The 17115-nt window shown below is 68.8% G+C and carries 19 protein-coding genes, 2 tRNA genes and 1 pseudogene; 15 read left to right on the top strand and 7 right to left on the bottom strand.

Annotated elements, in window-relative coordinates:
* The first annotated feature begins 25 nt into the window (after positions 1-25).
* From gnd to E1182_RS12190, 3 genes are all read left to right on the top strand, one after another.
* Positions 26-898, top strand: coding sequence for a phosphogluconate dehydrogenase (NAD(+)-dependent, decarboxylating) (gene gnd / locus E1182_RS12200; protein ID WP_132264189.1), 873 nt, complete (start codon positions 26-28; stop codon positions 896-898).
* Positions 899-914: 16 nt separating this feature from the next.
* Positions 915-2048 carry a DNA replication/repair protein RecF gene (gene recF, locus E1182_RS12195; protein ID WP_132264187.1) on the top strand — a complete coding sequence of 378 codons (1134 nt, stop codon included), beginning with the start codon at positions 915-917 and terminating at the stop codon, positions 2046-2048.
* Between the two features lie 193 nt (positions 2049-2241).
* Positions 2242-2766: a DUF721 domain-containing protein gene (locus tag E1182_RS12190; protein WP_207921371.1), complete on the top strand. Its 525-nt coding sequence runs from the start codon at positions 2242-2244 to the stop codon at positions 2764-2766.
* A gap of 195 nt (positions 2767-2961) precedes the next feature.
* Here E1182_RS12190 and E1182_RS12185 read toward each other — a convergent pair whose 3' ends face one another.
* Complete coding sequence (locus E1182_RS12185) at positions 2962-3546, bottom strand: hypothetical protein (protein ID WP_132264185.1); 585 nt, start codon at positions 3544-3546, stop codon at positions 2962-2964.
* A 519-nt stretch (positions 3547-4065) separates the two neighbouring features.
* Here E1182_RS12185 and gyrB point away from each other — a divergent pair.
* The 10 genes and pseudogenes from gyrB to E1182_RS12130 all read left to right on the top strand — a co-directional run.
* Positions 4066-6012 (top strand): DNA topoisomerase (ATP-hydrolyzing) subunit B, encoded by a 1947-nt coding sequence (gyrB, locus tag E1182_RS12175; protein WP_132264181.1) that lies wholly within the window; start codon positions 4066-4068, stop codon positions 6010-6012.
* 128 nt (positions 6013-6140) lie between these two features.
* Positions 6141-8663, top strand: coding sequence for a DNA gyrase subunit A (gyrA, locus tag E1182_RS12170; RefSeq protein WP_132264179.1), 2523 nt, complete (start codon positions 6141-6143; stop codon positions 8661-8663).
* Positions 8664-8666: 3 nt separating this feature from the next.
* Positions 8667-9557, top strand: a complete 891-nt coding sequence (locus E1182_RS12165; RefSeq protein WP_132264177.1) for a DUF3566 domain-containing protein — start codon at positions 8667-8669, stop codon at positions 9555-9557.
* 302 nt (positions 9558-9859) lie between these two features.
* Positions 9860-9933, top strand: a tRNA-Ile gene (locus E1182_RS12160).
* Positions 9934-9977: 44 nt separating this feature from the next.
* Positions 9978-10106 carry a DLW-39 family protein gene (locus E1182_RS32200; RefSeq protein WP_243704690.1) on the top strand — a complete coding sequence of 43 codons (129 nt, stop codon included), beginning with the start codon at positions 9978-9980 and terminating at the stop codon, positions 10104-10106.
* 40 nt (positions 10107-10146) lie between these two features.
* Positions 10147-10219 (top strand) — tRNA-Ala (locus E1182_RS12155).
* A 157-nt stretch (positions 10220-10376) separates the two neighbouring features.
* Complete coding sequence (locus tag E1182_RS12150) at positions 10377-10652, top strand: type II toxin-antitoxin system Phd/YefM family antitoxin (RefSeq protein ID WP_165942594.1); 276 nt, start codon at positions 10377-10379, stop codon at positions 10650-10652.
* Entirely contained in the window at positions 10649-10906 is a 258-nt protein-coding gene (locus E1182_RS12145; RefSeq protein ID WP_132264173.1) for a Txe/YoeB family addiction module toxin, read from the top strand. The genes E1182_RS12150 and E1182_RS12145 overlap by 4 nt, the downstream gene beginning before the upstream one ends.
* Before the next feature lie 476 nt (positions 10907-11382).
* A complete protein-coding gene (locus E1182_RS12135) occupies positions 11383-11781 on the top strand; it encodes a hypothetical protein (RefSeq protein ID WP_243706188.1) in 399 nt (132 codons plus the stop codon).
* Positions 11781-12506, top strand: a pseudogene (locus tag E1182_RS12130) (caspase domain-containing protein); the annotation flags it as partial. The gene E1182_RS12135 and the pseudogene E1182_RS12130, both read left to right, overlap by 1 nt.
* Before the next feature lie 90 nt (positions 12507-12596).
* On the opposite strand, the gene E1182_RS12125 reads toward E1182_RS12130, so the two are convergent.
* From E1182_RS12125 to E1182_RS12105, 5 genes are all read right to left on the bottom strand, one after another.
* The gene (locus tag E1182_RS12125; protein WP_132264171.1) at positions 12597-13007 is read right to left on the bottom strand and encodes a type II toxin-antitoxin system VapC family toxin; all 411 of its coding nucleotides are present in this window, start codon (positions 13005-13007) and stop codon (positions 12597-12599) included.
* The gene (locus tag E1182_RS12120; RefSeq protein WP_132264169.1) at positions 13004-13282 is read right to left on the bottom strand and encodes a type II toxin-antitoxin system Phd/YefM family antitoxin; all 279 of its coding nucleotides are present in this window, start codon (positions 13280-13282) and stop codon (positions 13004-13006) included. The genes E1182_RS12125 and E1182_RS12120 overlap by 4 nt, the downstream gene beginning before the upstream one ends.
* A gap of 437 nt (positions 13283-13719) precedes the next feature.
* Positions 13720-14289: a hypothetical protein gene (locus E1182_RS12115; RefSeq protein ID WP_243706187.1), complete on the bottom strand. Its 570-nt coding sequence runs from the start codon at positions 14287-14289 to the stop codon at positions 13720-13722.
* Between the two features lie 51 nt (positions 14290-14340).
* Complete coding sequence (locus E1182_RS12110; RefSeq protein ID WP_132264166.1) at positions 14341-14976, bottom strand: hypothetical protein; 636 nt, start codon at positions 14974-14976, stop codon at positions 14341-14343.
* Positions 14977-15002: 26 nt separating this feature from the next.
* The gene (locus E1182_RS12105) at positions 15003-15263 is read right to left on the bottom strand and encodes a hypothetical protein (RefSeq protein ID WP_132264164.1); all 261 of its coding nucleotides are present in this window, start codon (positions 15261-15263) and stop codon (positions 15003-15005) included.
* Positions 15264-15772: 509 nt separating this feature from the next.
* Between E1182_RS12105 and E1182_RS12100 the strand changes: the two genes are divergently transcribed.
* Both E1182_RS12100 and E1182_RS31080 read left to right on the top strand, forming a co-directional pair.
* Complete coding sequence (locus E1182_RS12100; protein ID WP_132264161.1) at positions 15773-16642, top strand: hypothetical protein; 870 nt, start codon at positions 15773-15775, stop codon at positions 16640-16642.
* Positions 16614-16778 (top strand): hypothetical protein, encoded by a 165-nt coding sequence (locus E1182_RS31080; RefSeq protein ID WP_165942593.1) that lies wholly within the window; start codon positions 16614-16616, stop codon positions 16776-16778. Before E1182_RS12100 ends, E1182_RS31080 begins: the two co-directional genes overlap by 29 nt.
* Before the next feature lie 37 nt (positions 16779-16815).
* Here E1182_RS31080 and E1182_RS12095 read toward each other — a convergent pair.
* Positions 16816-17115: hypothetical protein (locus E1182_RS12095; protein ID WP_207921370.1), on the bottom strand; the 300-nt coding region annotated here is incomplete at its 5' end.

The following is a 17115-nucleotide window of genomic DNA, read 5'->3' as shown; positions in this document are numbered from 1 at the left end:
CCAGACGTACGGAGGGTAGGAGCAGATGCAGCTCGGCCTGGTAGGACTCGGCCGGATGGGCGGCAACATGCGCGAGCGGTTGCGCGCGGCCGGGCACGAGGTGGTCGGCTACGACCGCAACCCGGAGCTGAGCGACGCCGCGAGCCTGGCCGACCTCGCCGGGAAGCTGGAAGCCCCCCGTGCGGTCTGGGTGATGGTGCCCGCCGCCGTCACCGACGCCACCGTCGACGAACTGGCCGACGCGCTGACCGAGGGCGACATCATCATCGATGGCGGCAACTCGCGCTACACCAACGACGCACCCCGCGCCGAACGCCTCGCCGAGCGCGGAATCGGCTATCTCGACGTGGGTGTCTCCGGCGGCGTGTGGGGCCGGCAGAACGGCTACGGCCTGATGGTCGGCGGCGCACCGGAGCACGTCGAGCGGCTGATGCCGGTCTTCGAGGCGCTCAAGCCGGCCGGCGAGTACGGCTTCGTGCATGCCGGCCCGGTCGGTGCCGGCCACTACGCCAAGATGGTGCACAACGGCATCGAGTACGGCCTGATGCACGCCTACGCGGAGGGCTACGAACTGCTCTCCGCCGCCGAGATGGTGACGAACGTACCCGGGGTGATCAAGTCCTGGCGGGACGGCACCGTGGTCCAGTCCTGGCTGCTCGACCTGCTGGACCGGGCCCTCGACGAGGACCCGGAGCTGGCCGAGCTGAGCGGCTACACCGAGGACACCGGCGAGGGCCGCTGGACGGTCGACGAGGCGGTCCGGCTCGCCGTGCCGCTGAACGTCATCAGCGCCGCGCTGTTCGCCCGGTTCGCCTCTCGGCAGGACGACTCGCCCGCGATGAAGGCCGTCTCCGCGCTGCGCCAGCAGTTCGGCGGGCACGCCGTCCACAAGCGCTGACCGGCATCCACCGCCTGTGTACGTCCGCCGGCTCGAACTGGTCGACTTCCGCTCGTACGAACGGGTCGACGTGGACCTGGAGCCGGGCCCGAACGTTCTGATCGGCGCCAACGGCGTCGGCAAGACCAACCTGATCGAGGCGCTGGGCTACGTGGCGACCCTGGACTCGCACCGGGTCGCCACCGACGCTCCGCTGGTGCGGGTCGGCGCCTCCTCGGCGGTGATCCGCTGCGCCGTGGTGCACGAGGGCCGGGAACTCCTGGTCGAGCTGGAGATCGTTCCCGGTCGGGCCAACCGGGCACGGCTCGGGCGATCGCCGGCCCGCCGGGCCCGGGACGTGGTGGGCGCGCTGCGGCTGGTGCTCTTCGCCCCGGAGGACCTGGAACTCGTCCGGGGCGATCCGGCGGAGCGCCGTCGCTATCTGGACGACCTGCTGGTGCTCCGGCAACCCCGGTACGCCGGGGTGCGCGCCGACTACGAGCGGGTGGTCAAGCAGCGCAATGCCCTGCTGCGGACGGCGTACCTGGCCCGCAAGACGGGCGGCTCACGGGGCGGGGATCTGTCCACCCTCGCCGTCTGGGACACCCATCTCGCCCACCACGGCGCGGAGTTGCTGGCCGGGCGGCTGGAACTGGTCTCCGCGCTGGCCCCACACGTCACCAAGGCGTACGACGCGGTGGCGGCCGGGCGGGGCGCGGCCGGCATCGCGTACCGGCCGTCGGTGGAGCTGCCGGAGCAGACCATCAGCCGGGCCGCGCTGGCCGAGGCGCTGACCGCAGCCCTGGCCGAGTCCCGGTCGGCCGAGATCGAACGGGGCACCACCCTGGTCGGCCCGCACCGCGACGAGCTGACCCTCACTCTCGGCGCACTGCCCGCCAGGGGGTACGCCAGCCACGGCGAGTCCTGGTCGTTCGCGTTGGCGCTGCGGCTGGCCGGGTACGACCTGCTGCGCGCCGACGGCATCGAGCCGGTGCTGGTCCTGGACGACGTCTTCGCCGAGCTGGACGCGGGCCGGCGGCAGCGACTGGCGGAACTGGTCGGCGGGGCGGGTCAGCTCCTGGTCACCTGTGCGGTCGACGACGACGTGCCGGCGGCCCTGCGGGGCATCCGGTACGCGGTGGGCGAGGGGACGGTACGACGTGTCGAGTGACCCGGAACGCGAGGGAGAAGGCGAGACACCGGCCCGCCGGACCGGTCACCGGCCGGCCTTGGACGGTGCCGGGTCGGGTCGGGCCGGCACCGGCCAACCAGGTCCGGTGGAGGCCGCCGGGTCGGGGCCGCCCGGGGCTCGCCCGCCGGGTCGTCGGGGTGAGGGTGAGTCGGCGGAGCCGGGTGAGGCCGCCGTGGCAGGCCAGACGGCCGGCGGCGGATCCGGGCCGCAGCTCGCCCGGGCGGTGTTGGACGCGGCCCGGGCCCGACGGGAGACGGCGGCGAAGACCCGCCGGCGCAGCGTGGTCTCCGGCGACGGCGGGGAACGGCGGCTGCGTGGCTACTCCGGGCCGGGGCCGGACCCTCGCGACCCGCAGCCGCTCGGTGTGGTGCTGGAGCGGCTGATGAAGGCGCGCGGTTGGCATCAACCGGCTGCCGAGGCGACCGTCTTCGGCGCCTGGGAGAAGGTCGTCGGTCCGGAGATCGCCCAGCACAGCCGCCCGGTGAAGCTGGAGGACGGCGAGCTGACCGTGGAGGCCCGCTCGACGGCCTGGGCCACCCAGCTACGGCTGCTCGCCAAATCGCTGCTCAAGCGGATCGCCGGTGAGGTGGGCCACAACGTGGTTCGCAAGCTGCACATCCACGGCCCTGCCGCACCGTCCTGGTCCCGCGGTCCGCGCCGGGTCCGCGGCCGGGGCCCCCGCGACACCTACGGCTGATCCCTGCTGCCTGCTGCCCTCGCCCGCTGCCGCCCGCGCCGACTGCGGCATCTCGGGACGGCGGAGGACACCCGAACCTGGCGCAACCGGAGTAGATCAAGCAGGCTGCGCTGGGCTGTGCGGCACATCGAGCGATCCGCGCTACCGGCGCGGCTGTCCCGGTCAGCTGCGCGGGCGGACGTATCCGCCCGGATGCTACGGCTGGGTGGCGGGACGCCGACCGGGCTCGGCATCGGCGTAGACGGCGAAGCCCCGATCCGCGCAGCGCCGGTAGAAGGCGGCCAGCACACCCAGCTCGGCGCAGGTGAAGTCCCACTGCGGCGGGTCGCCGTTCTCGTCGCGCAGCCGGTCCAGCCGGGCGTCCAGCCAGCGGAGTTGCTGCTCGGCCAGGCGGCCGTCGGCCAGCAGCGAGCGGAGCACGTCGCTGACCGACTCAAAGGTCACCGCCTCGCCGTGCGGGCGGTGCTGCGCGATGAACCGCTCCACCCCGCCGGCGATCCAGGAGCAGCCGTCCGGGTCGATCACCGGATCCTCGTCCTCGGCGGCGGCTTCGGTGGCGTAGAGCACATTCTCCAAGCCGAGGATCAGGTCCACCAGCTCCGTGTACGCGGTGGCCCGGACGGTACCGGTCTTGGCGATGTGTTCGGCGAGCGCCGCGGTGGGCGCGGAGATCCGGGGGATGTCCACGATCTCGCCGAAATCGACGAACTCGGCCGGCGCGACCGGGTCGTAGAAGCGGCCGGTCCGCGGCCAGTGCACCGCGACGTTGTCCAGCCCCATCTGGCGTCACCCCTTGAGCACGTGTCGGATCGATCGGGTCAATCGTCCCGGTTGCGGATGGCAAAGATCAAGACGAGTGGCGGCGGTGCCGCAAAGGTACGGTACGGCCACGCTGCGCGCTACCGTCGACCGGCCGTCCCGTGACGGATCCCCCGGCGATGCCGCCGAAGATCGGCCCCTGGCGCGTAGGGGGAGTCGCGGGCAGCGCGGTTCGGCCGGCTACGGGGGTCTCAGACGCCGCGCAGGGGTGCCGAGTGGCGTCTTCGTCGGTTGCGCACAGTAGGATTAGGGGCGAGACGAAGACCCGGCACGGAGCGACGGGCACGGGCCCCGGCGGCCCTTGATCAAAGTCCTGTGTCGGGTCTAGCCGATCGCGATCCGCGGGCAACCGCGGCGACCGGCGCACGTTCCGTGACCTGGCGTCCTCGGGGGCCGGTTTGTGCGCCGACGTCGCGTGCTGCCCGCCGAACCCGCGCCCCCGCGCCCTGTGGCGTGGCCGGTGCGAGAAAGTGGCCGAGGGTGGCAGCGCAGGACAAGCAGGATTACGGCGCCGAGTCGATCACCGTCCTCGAAGGGCTGGAGGCGGTCCGCAAGCGGCCCGGTATGTACATCGGGTCGACTGGCGAGCGCGGTCTGCACCACCTCGTGCAGGAGGTCGTGGACAACGCCGTGGACGAGGCGATGGCCGGCCACTGCGACACGATCGACGTGGTGCTGCTCGCCGACGGCGGCGTCCGGGTCACCGACAACGGTCGTGGCTTCCCGGTCGACCTGCACCCGAAGCTCAAGAAGCCCGGTGTCGAGGTCGCGCTCACCGTGCTGCACGCCGGCGGCAAGTTCGACGGCAAGGCGTACGCGGTCTCCGGCGGTCTGCACGGCGTCGGCGTCTCCGTGGTGAACGCCCTCTCCACCAAGATGGCGGTGGAGATCCACAAGTCGGGCTTCGTCTGGCGGCAGCAGTACACCAACTCGAAGCCCAACCCGCTGGAGAAGGGCGAGACGACCGACCGGACCGGCTCGGCGGTCTCCTTCTGGCCCGACCCGGACATCTTCGAGACCGTCAACTTCGACTTTCAGACCATCTACCGCCGGCTGCAGGAGATGGCCTTCCTCAACCGCGGCCTCACCATCCACCTGCTCGACGAGCGGGTCCCGGAGGGCGAGGAAGGCAAGATCCGCGAGGTCACCTTCCTCTACGAGGACGGCATTGCCGACTTCGTCCGGCACCTCAACGCCTCGAAGACCCCGATCCACAAGACGGTGGTCCAGTTCGGCGCCGAGGAGGAGGGCATGGCGGTCGAGATCGCCATGCAGTGGAACGAGTCCTACGGCGAGTCGGTCTACACCTTCGCCAACACGATCAACACCCACGAGGGCGGCACCCACGAGGAAGGCTTCCGGGCCGCGTTGACCAGCGTGGTCAACCGGTACGGCGCGGAGAAGAAACTGCTCAAGGGAGACGAGAAGCTCTCCGGCGAGGACATCCGCGAGGGCCTGGCGGCGATCATCTCGGTCAAGCTGACCAACCCGCAGTTCGAGGGCCAGACCAAGACCAAGCTCGGCAACACCCCGGTGAAGAGCTTCGTGCAGCGGGTCTGCAACGAGTGGCTGGTCGACTGGCTCGACCGGAATCCGGCCGAGGCGAAGATCATTATTCAGAAGGCCTCCCAGGCGGCCCGGGCCCGCATCGCCGCCCAGCAGGCGCGCAAGCTCGCCCGCCGCAAGTCGCTGCTGGAGTCCGGTTCGATGCCGGGCAAGCTGGCCGACTGTCAGTCCACCGACCCGCGCGAGTCCGAGGTCTTCATCGTCGAGGGCGACTCGGCCGGCGGCTCGGCCAAGCAGGGGCGCGATCCGCGTACCCAGGCGATTCTGCCGATCCGCGGCAAGATTTTGAACGTGGAGAAGGCCCGGATCGACCGGGTGCTCAAGAACAACGAGGTCCAGGCGTTGATCACCGCCCTGGGCACCGGCATCCACGACGACTTCGACATCGAGAAGCTGCGGTACCACAAGATCGTGCTGATGGCCGACGCCGACGTCGACGGCCAGCACATCCAGACGCTGCTGCTCACTCTGCTGTTCCGCTTCATGCGGCCGCTGGTCGAGTTGGGCCACGTCTACCTGGCTGCCCCACCGCTTTACAAGATCAAGTGGAACAAGAAGGGCGACGACGCCCAGTACGCGTACTCGGACCGGGAGCGGGACGGGCTGATCGCGCTGCGTCAGCAGAAGAGGCCCAACGCCAAGCCGGACGACATCCAGCGGTTCAAGGGTCTCGGCGAGATGAACTACCCCGAGCTGTGGGAGACCACGATGAACCCGGCCACCCGCACCCTGCGTCAGGTCACGCTCGACGACGCGGCAACCGCCGACGAGCTGTTCAGCGTACTGATGGGTGAGGACGTGGAGGCCCGCCGCTCCTTCATCCAGCGCAACGCCAAGGACGTGCGCTTCCTGGACATCTGACCGGCTCGGGTGGTCGGCCGGCAGCCACCGGCCGACCTGCGGGTCCACAGAGTTATCCACAGCTTGGCCGGTTTCCACAGCCGTTATCCACAGCACAAAAACGACTCTGAGTCTGATAAGGGTTAACAGTGACCGATACTCCCGAGTCCATCCCGAACGAGCCGGAGACCCCGGAGGTAGCCGCCGCCGTCGTCGCGCAGCACGACCGGATCGAGCCGGTCGGCCTCGAGGTCGAGATGCAGCGCTCGTACCTCGACTACGCGATGAGCGTCATCGTCGGGCGGGCGCTGCCGGACGTCCGGGACGGGCTCAAGCCGGTCCACCGCAAGATCCTCTACGCCATGTTCGACTCCGGCTACCGACCGGACCGAGGCTACGTGAAGTGCTCCCGGGTGGTCGGCGACGTGATGGGCCAGTTCCACCCGCACGGCGACTCGGCGATCTACGACGCACTCGTCCGGATGGCGCAGCCCTGGTCGCTGCGCTACCCGCTGGTCGACGGCAACGGCAACTTCGGCTCGCCCGGAAACGATCCGGCTGCGGCGATGCGGTACACCGAGTGCAAGCTTGACCCGCTGGCCATGGAGATGCTGCGGGACATCGACGAGGACACCGTCGACCTCCAGGACAACTACGACGGCCGGGCCAAGGAGCCCACCATCCTGCCGGCCCGCATCCCCAACCTGCTGATCAACGGCTCCGAGGGCATCGCGGTCGGCATGGCCACCAAGATCCCGCCGCACAACCTGCGGGAGATCGGCGCGGCCGTGCAGTGGTGCCTGGAGCACCCGGAGGCCGACGAGGCCACCACGCTGGAAGCGCTGCTGGAGATCGTCAAGGGCCCCGACTTCCCCACCTACGGCCTGATCGTCGGCCAGGCCGGTATCCAGGACGCGTACCGGACCGGCCGTGGCTCGGTCCGGATGCGTGCCGTGGTCGAGGTCGAGGAGGACAAGCGTGGCCGCCCCGCCCTCGTGGTGAGCGAGCTGCCGTACCAGGTCAACCCGGACAACCTGGCCGAGCGGATCGCCGAGCTGATCAAGGAGGGCAAGCTCGCCGGCATCGCCGACATCCGCGACGAGTCCTCCGGCCGTACCGGCATGCGGATCGTGCTCGTGCTCAAGCGCGACGCGGTCGCCAAGGTGGTGCTGAACAACCTCTACAAGCACACCCAGCTTCAGGAGACCTTCGGCGCCAACATGCTGGCGCTGGTCGACGGGGTGCCGCGCACCCTCAACCTGGCCCAGTTCATCCGCTACTACGTCGAGCACCAGATCGAGGTGATCCGCCGACGGACGGCTTTCCGGCTGCGTAAGGCGGAGGAGCGGGCGCACATCCTGCGTGGTCTGACGAAGGCGCTGGACGCGCTGGACGACGTGATCGCGCTGATCCGGCGTTCGCCGACCGTCGACGACGCCCGGCAGGGCCTGATCCGGCTGCTGGACATCGACGAGGTCCAGGCCACCGCGATCCTGGACATGCAGCTGCGGCGGCTGGCGGCCCTGGAGCGGCAGCGGATCCTGGACGACCTGGCGAAGCTGGAAGTGGAGATCGCCGACCTCAAGGACATCCTCGCCAAGCCGGAGCGGCAGCGGCGGATCGTCTCGGAGGAGTTGGGCGAGATCGTCGCCAAGTGGGGCGACGAGCGGCGGACGAAGATCATGCCGTTCGACGGCGAGGTCTCGATGGAGGACCTGATCGCCCGGGAGGACGTGGTGGTCACCATCACCCGCACCGGGTACGCCAAGCGCACCAAGGCCGACCTCTATCGCTCGCAGCGGCGTGGCGGCAAGGGTGTCAGCGGGGCCACGTTGCGGCAGGACGACATCGTCAGCCACTTCTTCGTCTGCTCGACGCACGACTGGATCCTGTTCTTCACCAACAAGGGGCGGGTCTACCGGGCCAAGGCGTACGAGTTGCCGGAGGCCAGTAGGGTGGCCAAGGGCCAGCACGTGGCCAATCTGCTCGCGTTCCAACCGGACGAGCAGATCGCGCAGATCATCGAGATCCCGGACTACCAGGTGGCCCCCTACCTGGTGCTGGCCACGAAGAACGGCCTGGTGAAGAAGACGCGGCTTGAGGAGTTCGACTCCAACCGGTCCGGCGGCATCATCGCGATCAACCTGCGCGATGAGGACGAACTGGTCGGTGCCGCCCTCGTCGCACCCTCCGACGATCTGCTGATGGTCTCGAAGAACGCTCAGGCGATCCGGTTCAACGCCAGCGACGAGGCGCTGCGGCCGATGGGGCGGGCCACCACGGGCGTGATCGGCATGCGATTCTCCGATGACGACGTTCTGCTCGCCATGGAGGTGGTCCGGGAGGGTATGGACGTTCTGGTAGCCACGAACGGGGGATACGCGAAACGTACCCCGATCGAGGAATACCCGGTCCAGGGCCGGGGAGGTAAGGGCGTGCTGACTGCGAAGATCACCGAGCGACGCGGTGGTCTGGTCGGCGCGGTCGTGATCGACCCGGAGGACGAGTTGTTCGCCATCACCAGCAACGGTGGCGTCATCCGGACTCCGGTGAAGCCTGTACGCCGTACGCGTGACCGGAACACAATGGGGGTCAAGCTGATGGACCTCCCGGACGGCGTGACTATCGTGGCGATTGCTCGCAATGCCGACGAGCCTGACGAACAGGACTAGTTGATGACGGAGACACAGGCGAAGTCGGGGAACAAGGGGACCTCGGCCACCCCGGTCGACGAGGAGGCCGCGAAGAGCGGCAGCACCGCGGCCGGCCGCGCGGCCGTGGGTCGGGCGACCGTCCCCGCCGACGCGCCTGCCCCGAAGTTCACCCGGGCCCCGGGTATGGCCCCGCCGCCGGAGAAGCCAGGCGACGACACGCCGGCGAGCGAGAGGTCCGAGACATCGGACGTGGAGGCGCCGACCTCCGCCGCCATGCCGGTGGTCACGTCGAGCAAGTCGAGCAACGCCACACAGCCGATCAAGGTGGGTGCCGCCGCGTCGTCGTCGGGGACCGGCACCCAACCCAAGGTCGGCGGCGCGGGCAAGCCGTCGCCGTCGCCGGATGGTACCCGGGCGACCGGCACCGGCGGTCCCGCGAGTGGGGGCGGCCTGCCACCGGGGGTCGCCAATTCGGCGGCGGTCGGGGCCGCGCGGGTGGGTGACGCGGTACGCGCCGCGCGTACCTCGGTCAGCTCGGCTGCCTCGCGCGGGCCGCGCCGGGCCCGGCTGAACCTCAAGCGGATCGACCCGTGGTCGGTGATGAAGTTCGCGTTCGCTGTCTCCATCGTGCTGTTCATCGTGGTGGTGGTCGCCACCTCGGTGCTCTACCTGGCCCTGGACGCCATGGGGGTATTCAAGAGCGTCAATGAGAGCCTGACCGATCTGGTCAACGCGAGCGGGAACTCCGGCGGCTTCCAGATCACCGCCAAGGGGGTGATCCTCAGTTCGGCGTTGATCGGTCTGGTCAACGTCGTCCTGTTCACCGCGCTCGCCACGCTCGGCGCGTTCGTCTACAACGTCTGCGCCGACCTGGTCGGCGGGATCGAGCTGACCCTCGCCGAGCGCGACTGATCCCGTCTCGACGCCGGGGTGCCGCACCAGCGGCGCCCCGGCGTCGAGCTGTCCACCCGACGCTTCAGTCGTCCCACCCCGCCTTGATCGACTTCGTTTGCCGCGTATTGCGTTTTGTGGTTGCCCGGACACCCCCACAGGCCGCATCAACAGTCGATCTACCCGGGCCGCACCGAACACGCGCGAGGGAAACGGGTCGCCGCCGACGAGCGCCGCGAGTACGGTCGAGTAGGCGCGAGCGCCACGGCCACCCCGATTTGGGGTCGGACCGGGCGATGGGTTAACCTTGCTCGTCGCCACGCGGGGCTATAGCTCAGTCGGTTAGAGCGCAGAGCTGATAACTCTGAGGTCGCTGGTTCGATTCCAGCTAGCCCCACCGCACACCCGTTCCGACGGTAGTCGAGCGCGAAGGGGCGCCCCATGTTCAAGAAGCTTCTGATCCTGGCCGGCGTCGTTGCCGTGGCTGCTGTCGTCGCTCAGAAGGTCAAGGCGTCCAACGACGAGCGTGCCCTCTGGCACGAGGCGACCACCGCGCCCGACCTGCGCTGACCGCTCGTCGCAGCCAGCACCAGGCGGCCCGACCGCCCTGGGGGCCCTAGCTCAACTGGCAGAGCACTGCCTTTGCAAGGCAGGGGTTAGGGGTTCGAGTCCCCTGGGCTCCACTTTTCCGCAGGTCAGCAGCCCTTTGCGAGTTACTGTTGCCGTGTGATCCGGGCCGGTACAGCAGGGAAAGTTCAGCAGTAACCGGCGACGCATGTGCATGCCGCCGCAGGCCCCACCTGAGGTACAGTTTTCTGTACCCATCGCCCGGAGGTGACCATGCGGACCGTGAACTTCACCCAGCTACGGCAGAACCTGGCCGCCGAACTCGACAGCGTCATCAACGACGCGGAGGAAGTGGTGGTGACCCGATCCGGCCACGACCCCGTGGTGATCGTGCCGCTTGCGGAGTACGAGTCGATGAAGGAGACCGAGTACCTCCTTCGCAATCCGAGCAACGCCGCCGCACTGCGCCGGTCGATGGCGGAGCTGGAAAAGGGTGATGCGGCCCAGCGGGATCTGATCGACCCGGCCACCGTGCGGGACGTCGCGTGAGGCTGGTCTTCACCGCGACGGCATGGAGCCAGTACCTCAGCCACACAGACCGAAAGCTGGTCAAGCGCATCAACGATCTCATCGCGGACGTGATGCGCAACGGATACGAGGGCATCGGCAAGCCGGAACCTCTTCGGGGAGAGCTGTCCGGCTTCTGGTCCCGCCGAATCGATCGCGAACACCGGCTGGTGTATCGGATCAGCAAGGACGACGTCGAGATCATCGCCTGCCGGTACCACTACGTCGACCGGTAGCGGACTGGACTGGAACCAGCAGCGCGGCGGTCATCGGTCGAGTGTCTGGTCAAGTCGCTTGAGCGCGTCGAGGGTGGCCGCCGAGGACACCACCGTGTAGATCTCCATGGTGATGGTGAACGGAGCGTGCCGGAGGATCTGCATCGCCACCCGGGGGTGGACGTCCAGGTCGGCCAGGAGCGAGGCGCAGGTCCGCTGGGCGTCCCGGACGGTGATCCGCGGATGCCGGCCAAGTCGCTACGCCGGTTTCAGAAGCGGTTGACGTTGTGTGGCTCGACCGGCCGTAGCGGGTGGTGAAGACGAGGTCCGAAGGCTGCCAGGCCGGGCCGGCGGCGTCCCGGGCGGCGGCCTGTGCGGCGCGGCGGCCGTCCAGCGCCACGGTGCAGATGTCCGGCAGCGGCAGGGTGGCGTCCGAGGCGGCCGTCTTCGTCTCCCGGTGCAGCAGCTCGGGACCGGCCCGCTGGAGCTGCTGGTCGATGGTCAGCTCCCCCGCGCTGAGGCGTCCCACATTGCCTGGTCGAAGCCGCGTACCTGCCGGCCCAGGACTGTTCGTTCTCGGTGAACTGACCGACGATCTGACGGACGAACTCCGCGAGATCGGCGAGGTGGAGCGCGTCGAACGCCCCGTTGTCGACCCAAATGCCAAAGGCGTCGCAGAGCTGGCCGTCGGCGTGGTGACTGTGCTGGTGGGCACGGAACCCGGCTACGTGCAGGCGTTGGTCGAGGTGGTTCTGGCCTTCCTCCGACGCCACGACGGGCGCCGGGTGCATTTGCGGGTCGGCGACATCGAGCTGACGATCGACCGGCCCACTCACCGCCAGACCGATGAGCTGATCAGCACGGTACGGGCCGCGATCGAGCGGGCCCGCCCCTGATGGGACGGCATGCCCTGCTGCTTGGCACGGCCACTTGCCACGTCGACCGTGAGCTCGCGCCCCTTCCGTCGGTACATCACGACGTGGCGCAGCTCAAGACGCTGCTCGACGGTGCCGGCGAGTTCGACACCGTACGCGCTGAACTGGACCTGCCGGCGGAACACCTGCGCCAAGCCGTCGAGGAGTTCTACGGCGCGCGCCGCAGGGACGACCTGGCCCTGCTCTACTACTCCGGCCACGGAGTGCTACACGGCGACGGGCAGTCACTGTTCCTCGCCGCGACGGACACGGTCAGTGGAAGTTCGCACGCATCCGCGCTGGACACCGACGGCACCCTGCGCCATCTGCTCAACGACACCAAGGCCAGCCAGAAGGTGGTCCTCCTCGACTGCTGCTTCTCTGGCGCGTTCACGGCACGGAACCGATTCCGCGGTGGGGTGCGTGAAGAGCCGCGCCGCCTCAAGCGTCCACGTGGCACCTTCATCCTGACGTCAAGCACCCACATGAAGGCGTCGAAGGCGCAGGGACCGGATCGCCCGTCGGTCTTCACCGAGGTGCTTCTCGAGGGTCTGCGCGGTGCGGCCGAAGGGCCGTCCGACGACGGTTGGATTACCAGCAACGACCTCTCCCGATACACCCTGACCGAGATGGCGCGGCGCCGTCAGCACACACCGGTCGAGTCGAGTGAGGGCGTCACCGAGCCGATCAAACTGGCGACGGCACCGTGGTAGATGTGCGCTGGTGACGGAGCTGTTCGAGGGCTTCGGCGGGGCGGATCTCGTCCTGTTCCAGTGCCCGTCTTCGGAGGTCGCGGGTCAGTTCTGGCCGGGACTTGCTACGGGGAATCCTGCTCCCTTGGCACGTTCGAGCAGTCGCCGGTCGTAGGTGACAAAGGCGATGAGTGCCGTTCCGGACTCGTTGGTCAGAACCTGGGCGGTGGCGAGGTGGATGGCGTCGAGGCTGCGTAGCGTCGGCTCAGCGAACGCGGCTGCGGTCGCGCGGATCGTACTGTCGATCTCCAGTCGGAAGAGCCGTCCGACGGCCGCCGGCACTCCGATCAGAGCTTGCGGAGCTGATCGGCGCAGCGCTCTGGGCACTTCCACCTCGACGAGAGCGGAGCAGACCAGCGGCGCGTCGCCGTGGCTGTTGAGCCAGGAGACAAGGTCAGCGCTGCATGCCTCCTGCCGCACCAGCTTGACGACGGCGGCGGAATCGAGGTAGATCACCAGCGCTCCTCGTCCCGCATCGCGGCAAGCGTGGCGGCCACGTCCACATCCTGGTCGCCGAGCTTCGGTGGAAGCGGAACAGGGCCGCCGCCGGTCGGGGCAACTGCCCGCCCCGCAGCTACCAGCTTGGCTAGCATCGACCTGTCGTCACTTACTGGAACAAGTCGGGCGATCGGGTGCCCGCGATCGGTGATCTCGACGGTCTCGCCGCCGCTCACCCTAGCCAGCACCTGGCTCGTGTTCTGGTTCAGCTCCCGGACACCGATGCGTTCCATGGGCAAGAGTGTAGAACTAAATGTTCTACGTTTCCAGTGCTCGCGTCACCAGGGCTGCCTCCTCACCACGACCAGGATCGACGGCACCAGGCCGCCGACCAGAAGGCCTATTGGCAATCCCCATACCCCCCCGACCACTTGTCCGCCCTCGGGTGTCACGGAAGTCGGCGTGGGTCGACGCGGTCCATGGCGACCGACCGGCGGGTTCGGCTGGCCGGGCCGGAATCATCGGGCCCGCCCGAGACTCGTGGGCCGGGCAAGTTCAGTGGTAGCGGGTTGCCGGTGATCGTGGTGGCGTGGTTCGCATGGTGGTATCCGGCCCACCAATATCGCCGCTGACCAGGTGATTCCTCTTCGCAAGATCAACGGGCACAAGCCGGGCGTTGGTGATCCGCGTCGTGGCGAAGAGGTGCCGTAGCGCGTGGAACCCGGCGCGCTCAGCCACCGGCCGTCGCCACCGCCACCAGATGCTCACCGACGAGGTCCTGGGCCTGCTTGACCTCGTCCACACCCTCTTCGAGGCGAACGGGCGCCTGCCGGCACGCACGCACCGCGCTGTTCAGCAGGTTGTTGCCCCCGCCCCGGCTGACCTTCTGGACGTGGGCCTGGGCCTGGTTCACCGAGTCGACAACCTCGGCGATGCCTCGTACCACCTGATCGAGCGTTTGCAGCACCATGCTCAACTCCGCCATCACCGAACCGATCGGACCGCCACCCCGTCCGGCGGTGATCCGGTCCAGCCCGGCATTCATGGCCCGGCCGACCAGGCCACCGACCTTCATGCCGGCGTACGCCGCCCCCACCGCGACCAGGGGCGAGGGCTGGTGGCCGGCGGCGTCGACTGCCGCGGTGGCCGCCACGGCGATCCCAGCGCCAGCCACCTTGCCGACCTTCTCGCTGACCTTGGTGATGCCTTCCCGTGCAGATTCGATGGCGGTGTCCCGGATGGCGCCGACCGTCGCGGTCAGCGCCCCAGCAGCCTTCTGTCGGGCCCCAGGTCTGCCCATGTCCCTGGTGCGCCCACGCTGGCCCCGTCCTCTCGTCCAAGCCATCGACAGCTACCGCACCAGGTCAACGAACGCGCAGCCGGAAGCGATCAACATCGGAAGGGTCTTGGCGACCTCGCCTGCCACCTCGGCCGCCGCCACCACCTCGACATCCTCGCCCGTCTCATGCTGCTCCTTCGCGCCTGTCTCAAAGTCGACGCATGCCTCCCACAGTGATCCGATGCTCGACGAGTAGGCCCACATTCCGTAGACGGTGTAGTTGACCTTTACGTGTGCCTGCCCGTTGTGGCCGATGAGCCGTCGATCCGGCTCCTCAGGGGTGTTCCCCATGCCTTCCGCGAGCGGATAGAGCCTGATCCGCCGGAACGGTTTCTCCAGCTCCCCATTCGGGTCGAACTCGATCAACAAGCCACGATCGAGAAGCCGGTCGATGATTGCGTCCGGGTTGCTCTTGCCACTCCCAACGCCAAGTGCGTCACGTCGAAGAGTCTCACGGTTGATCTCGAGGCGCGCGTGACGCTCCGGATCCAAGAAGGCTCGCCCCCATAGCTGGAATTCCTCGTCAGTCAGTTCCTCGGAGTCGTTGCCGAGTCGGACCTCCCAGTACTCCGGGGCCGGGTCTGGGGGAGTGACATAGCGGTAGGAGGGGCCGAGGTTGAGACCGACGGGAACGATGACTGTGGGCATCGGGAGGACCTCCCAAGAGTTCGGTGTCAGACGACGGCGCTGTACTTCTCGGTCTGCGCGGCGGCGGCCTGGATCAGGCCCGCGCCCTCGCCGAACTTCTGCTTGGCGGCGCTGAGCTTGCCGATGGCACCCACGACAGCCGGCTGCTGGGTACCGGCGGCCAGAGCTTGGAGTACGGCGATGGCCCTGTCGACCTGCGCGTTGACGCCAGCGAGCTGGGCGAGTGCCTTGTCGGCTTCGGACTTACCGTGAGCCAGTCCCGCCTTGATGTCTCCGATGCTGGCCACTGGATGTTCCTCCCCTGGTTCGTGGTGTCCAACGCCCCACCACCGGTGGCAGGTGCGTCTGCGGATTCAACCTCGGGTCGCGGCGATGACGATGAACCACAAGATCGGTCACGCAGGCGCGTCCGAGGGGCCTCCGCATGCGAAACGGCCTCCCGGTGCGCCGCCCCCGCCCGGCCGAACGCCGACACCACCGACTTCACGCCAACGTCTCCCCCATGATCGATGGGCACCGATCTCTGCCGTCGACCTTATCCAACGACACCACTCACAGTCAGCCCCGTGTTGCTCACCGTGCTGAAATGGTGGTCAGGTTTTTTGCCGCCGCGCGGACATGGTCAATCCGTCGCACCACGAGCACGGTGGAGCCGGATGAGGCTTCGGCGATCTCCGAATTTCTCGTGAACCGGCCCGGGGCTCGCCACGTTAGGCGGGATTAAGGTGTCCGCGGTGGCGTCGGTCCGCCCGCTGGTCGGCGCGGATCGGGACCACGTCGCGGCACTGTTCGCACGATGGGTATGAGTGTGACTGATGAGGAGTTCTGGGCGCTGGTCGGTGAGCTCGGCGGCGTCGCCGACGAGCGGTCGGTGGCCCGGCTGAGGGATCGGCTGGGCGACCGGGCCGAGGAGTTCCAGCGACGGGTCGACGCGGCGGTGCGCGAACTCGATGGCGGACGGTTCGAGAAGCTTCCGGTGCGGGATGTGTGCGATCCTGCCGGTGCCGAACCTCTTCCGCTGCTGGGGGACGCGCTGCACAGCTTCCTGCTCGCCGTGGTGGCGGCCGGGCCGGAGGTGTATCACGCCGTGCGTGCCGATCCCGCCGTCGCAGCCGCCCGGTCGTGGTCGTCCGGTGAGGCCGAGCACCTCGGCCGGGTGCACGAGGAGATCAGCGGCTCCGATGGGTGGTGCCGGCCGCTGGTGTTCGGTGGCGGTGGCGACTGGCAGCCGTACGCCGACGCGGTCCATGACATCGCCGAGGAGTTGGATCGCCGCGAGGACTGGCGGGCCTGGTGGACGACCGCAGGGCGGGAGTGGCTGGAGGTCATCATCGAACTCACCGACGAGGACACCGGCACGGTACGGCGTGGCGGCCGGGCGGTGCGAGCCGATTTCCGGCTGCCGATGCAGCGGCTGCGGCACCGCTCTCCGGGCGTCGCGGCCCGGGTCGCCGCCGAGGACCTGACCCGCATTCTCACGCTGGTTGGTGAGCGGCTGAAGTTGGCCGATCCGCCACCGGTGCCGTGGCCTGCCGACGCCGAGCCGCTTGACCCACGCAGCGTCGAGCGCGCCGCGCGGCTTGAGGAGTTGCGCGGCCGGCACCGACAGGGCCGATATGTTCCGCCTGCTGGTCCCAATGCCCACACCGTTCGCGCAGGTCAATGAGCACGGTCTTCGCCCGCAGGACGCTGCGGAACTGGAAGAGGACGAGGCCGGCTACGACCAGGTGCACGAGTGGCTGATCGCGCTGTTCGGACAGGCCACAGAGGAGTTCGAGAGCATGGGGGAAGGCCCTGCGTAAGCTGCGTTCTTGACCAGCGGTGGCCACGCGGGCCTGGTCAGGACGGCTCGGGGGTGATGACCGCGTAGGCGGCGGTCACGCCATCCAGATCCGCGAGGCTGATCTGGATGGCGGTCGCGGGCAGCGTCGGACTCGTCCTCATCACGTTGCCGTCGCACGGCAGGTCACCGCTGGCCACGGACTCGTTCGAGCTGAGCAACTCGTACGTGATCTTCCGGCCCGGGGTCACGGAGGTGCAGGCGGCGTCGAGCACGTACCGCTGGTCGGTGCGGGCTTCTCGGCGTGTCACCGCGTCCACCTTCTGGGTCTTGGCGAGGTACACCACGCGGCTGAGCTC

The sequence above is a fragment of the Micromonospora sp. KC721 genome, assembly GCF_004348355.1.
In the GTDB taxonomy this organism is placed as follows: Bacteria; Actinomycetota; Actinomycetes; order Mycobacteriales; family Micromonosporaceae; genus Micromonospora.
Note: the sequence above shows the minus strand (reverse complement) of the source record. Positions and strands in the feature narration are given on the sequence as shown.

Excerpts from the sequence above, each read along its gene's own strand:
- E1182_RS12120 (WP_132264169.1), bottom strand. The coding sequence starts at position 13,282 with ATGGAACGCATCGGTGTCCGGGAGCTGAACCAGAACACGAGCCAGGTG.
- E1182_RS12100 (WP_132264161.1), top strand. The coding sequence starts at position 15,773 with ATGGGTATGAGTGTGACTGATGAGGAGTTCTGGGCGCTGGTCGGTGAG.
- gnd (WP_132264189.1), top strand. The coding sequence starts at position 26 with ATGCAGCTCGGCCTGGTAGGACTCGGCCGGATGGGCGGCAACATGCGC.
- E1182_RS12185 (WP_132264185.1), bottom strand. The coding sequence starts at position 3,546 with ATGGGGCTGGACAACGTCGCGGTGCACTGGCCGCGGACCGGCCGCTTC.
- E1182_RS12135 (WP_243706188.1), top strand. The coding sequence starts at position 11,383 with ATGGTCAGCTCCCCCGCGCTGAGGCGTCCCACATTGCCTGGTCGAAGC.
- E1182_RS12150 (WP_165942594.1), top strand. The coding sequence starts at position 10,377 with ATGCGGACCGTGAACTTCACCCAGCTACGGCAGAACCTGGCCGCCGAA.
- E1182_RS12165 (WP_132264177.1), top strand. The coding sequence starts at position 8,667 with ATGACGGAGACACAGGCGAAGTCGGGGAACAAGGGGACCTCGGCCACC.
- E1182_RS12115 (WP_243706187.1), bottom strand. The coding sequence starts at position 14,289 with ATGGGCAGACCTGGGGCCCGACAGAAGGCTGCTGGGGCGCTGACCGCG.
- E1182_RS12110 (WP_132264166.1), bottom strand. The coding sequence starts at position 14,976 with ATGCCCACAGTCATCGTTCCCGTCGGTCTCAACCTCGGCCCCTCCTAC.
- E1182_RS31080 (WP_165942593.1), top strand. The coding sequence starts at position 16,614 with ATGCCCACACCGTTCGCGCAGGTCAATGAGCACGGTCTTCGCCCGCAG.
- E1182_RS32200 (WP_243704690.1), top strand. The coding sequence starts at position 9,978 with ATGTTCAAGAAGCTTCTGATCCTGGCCGGCGTCGTTGCCGTGGCTGCT.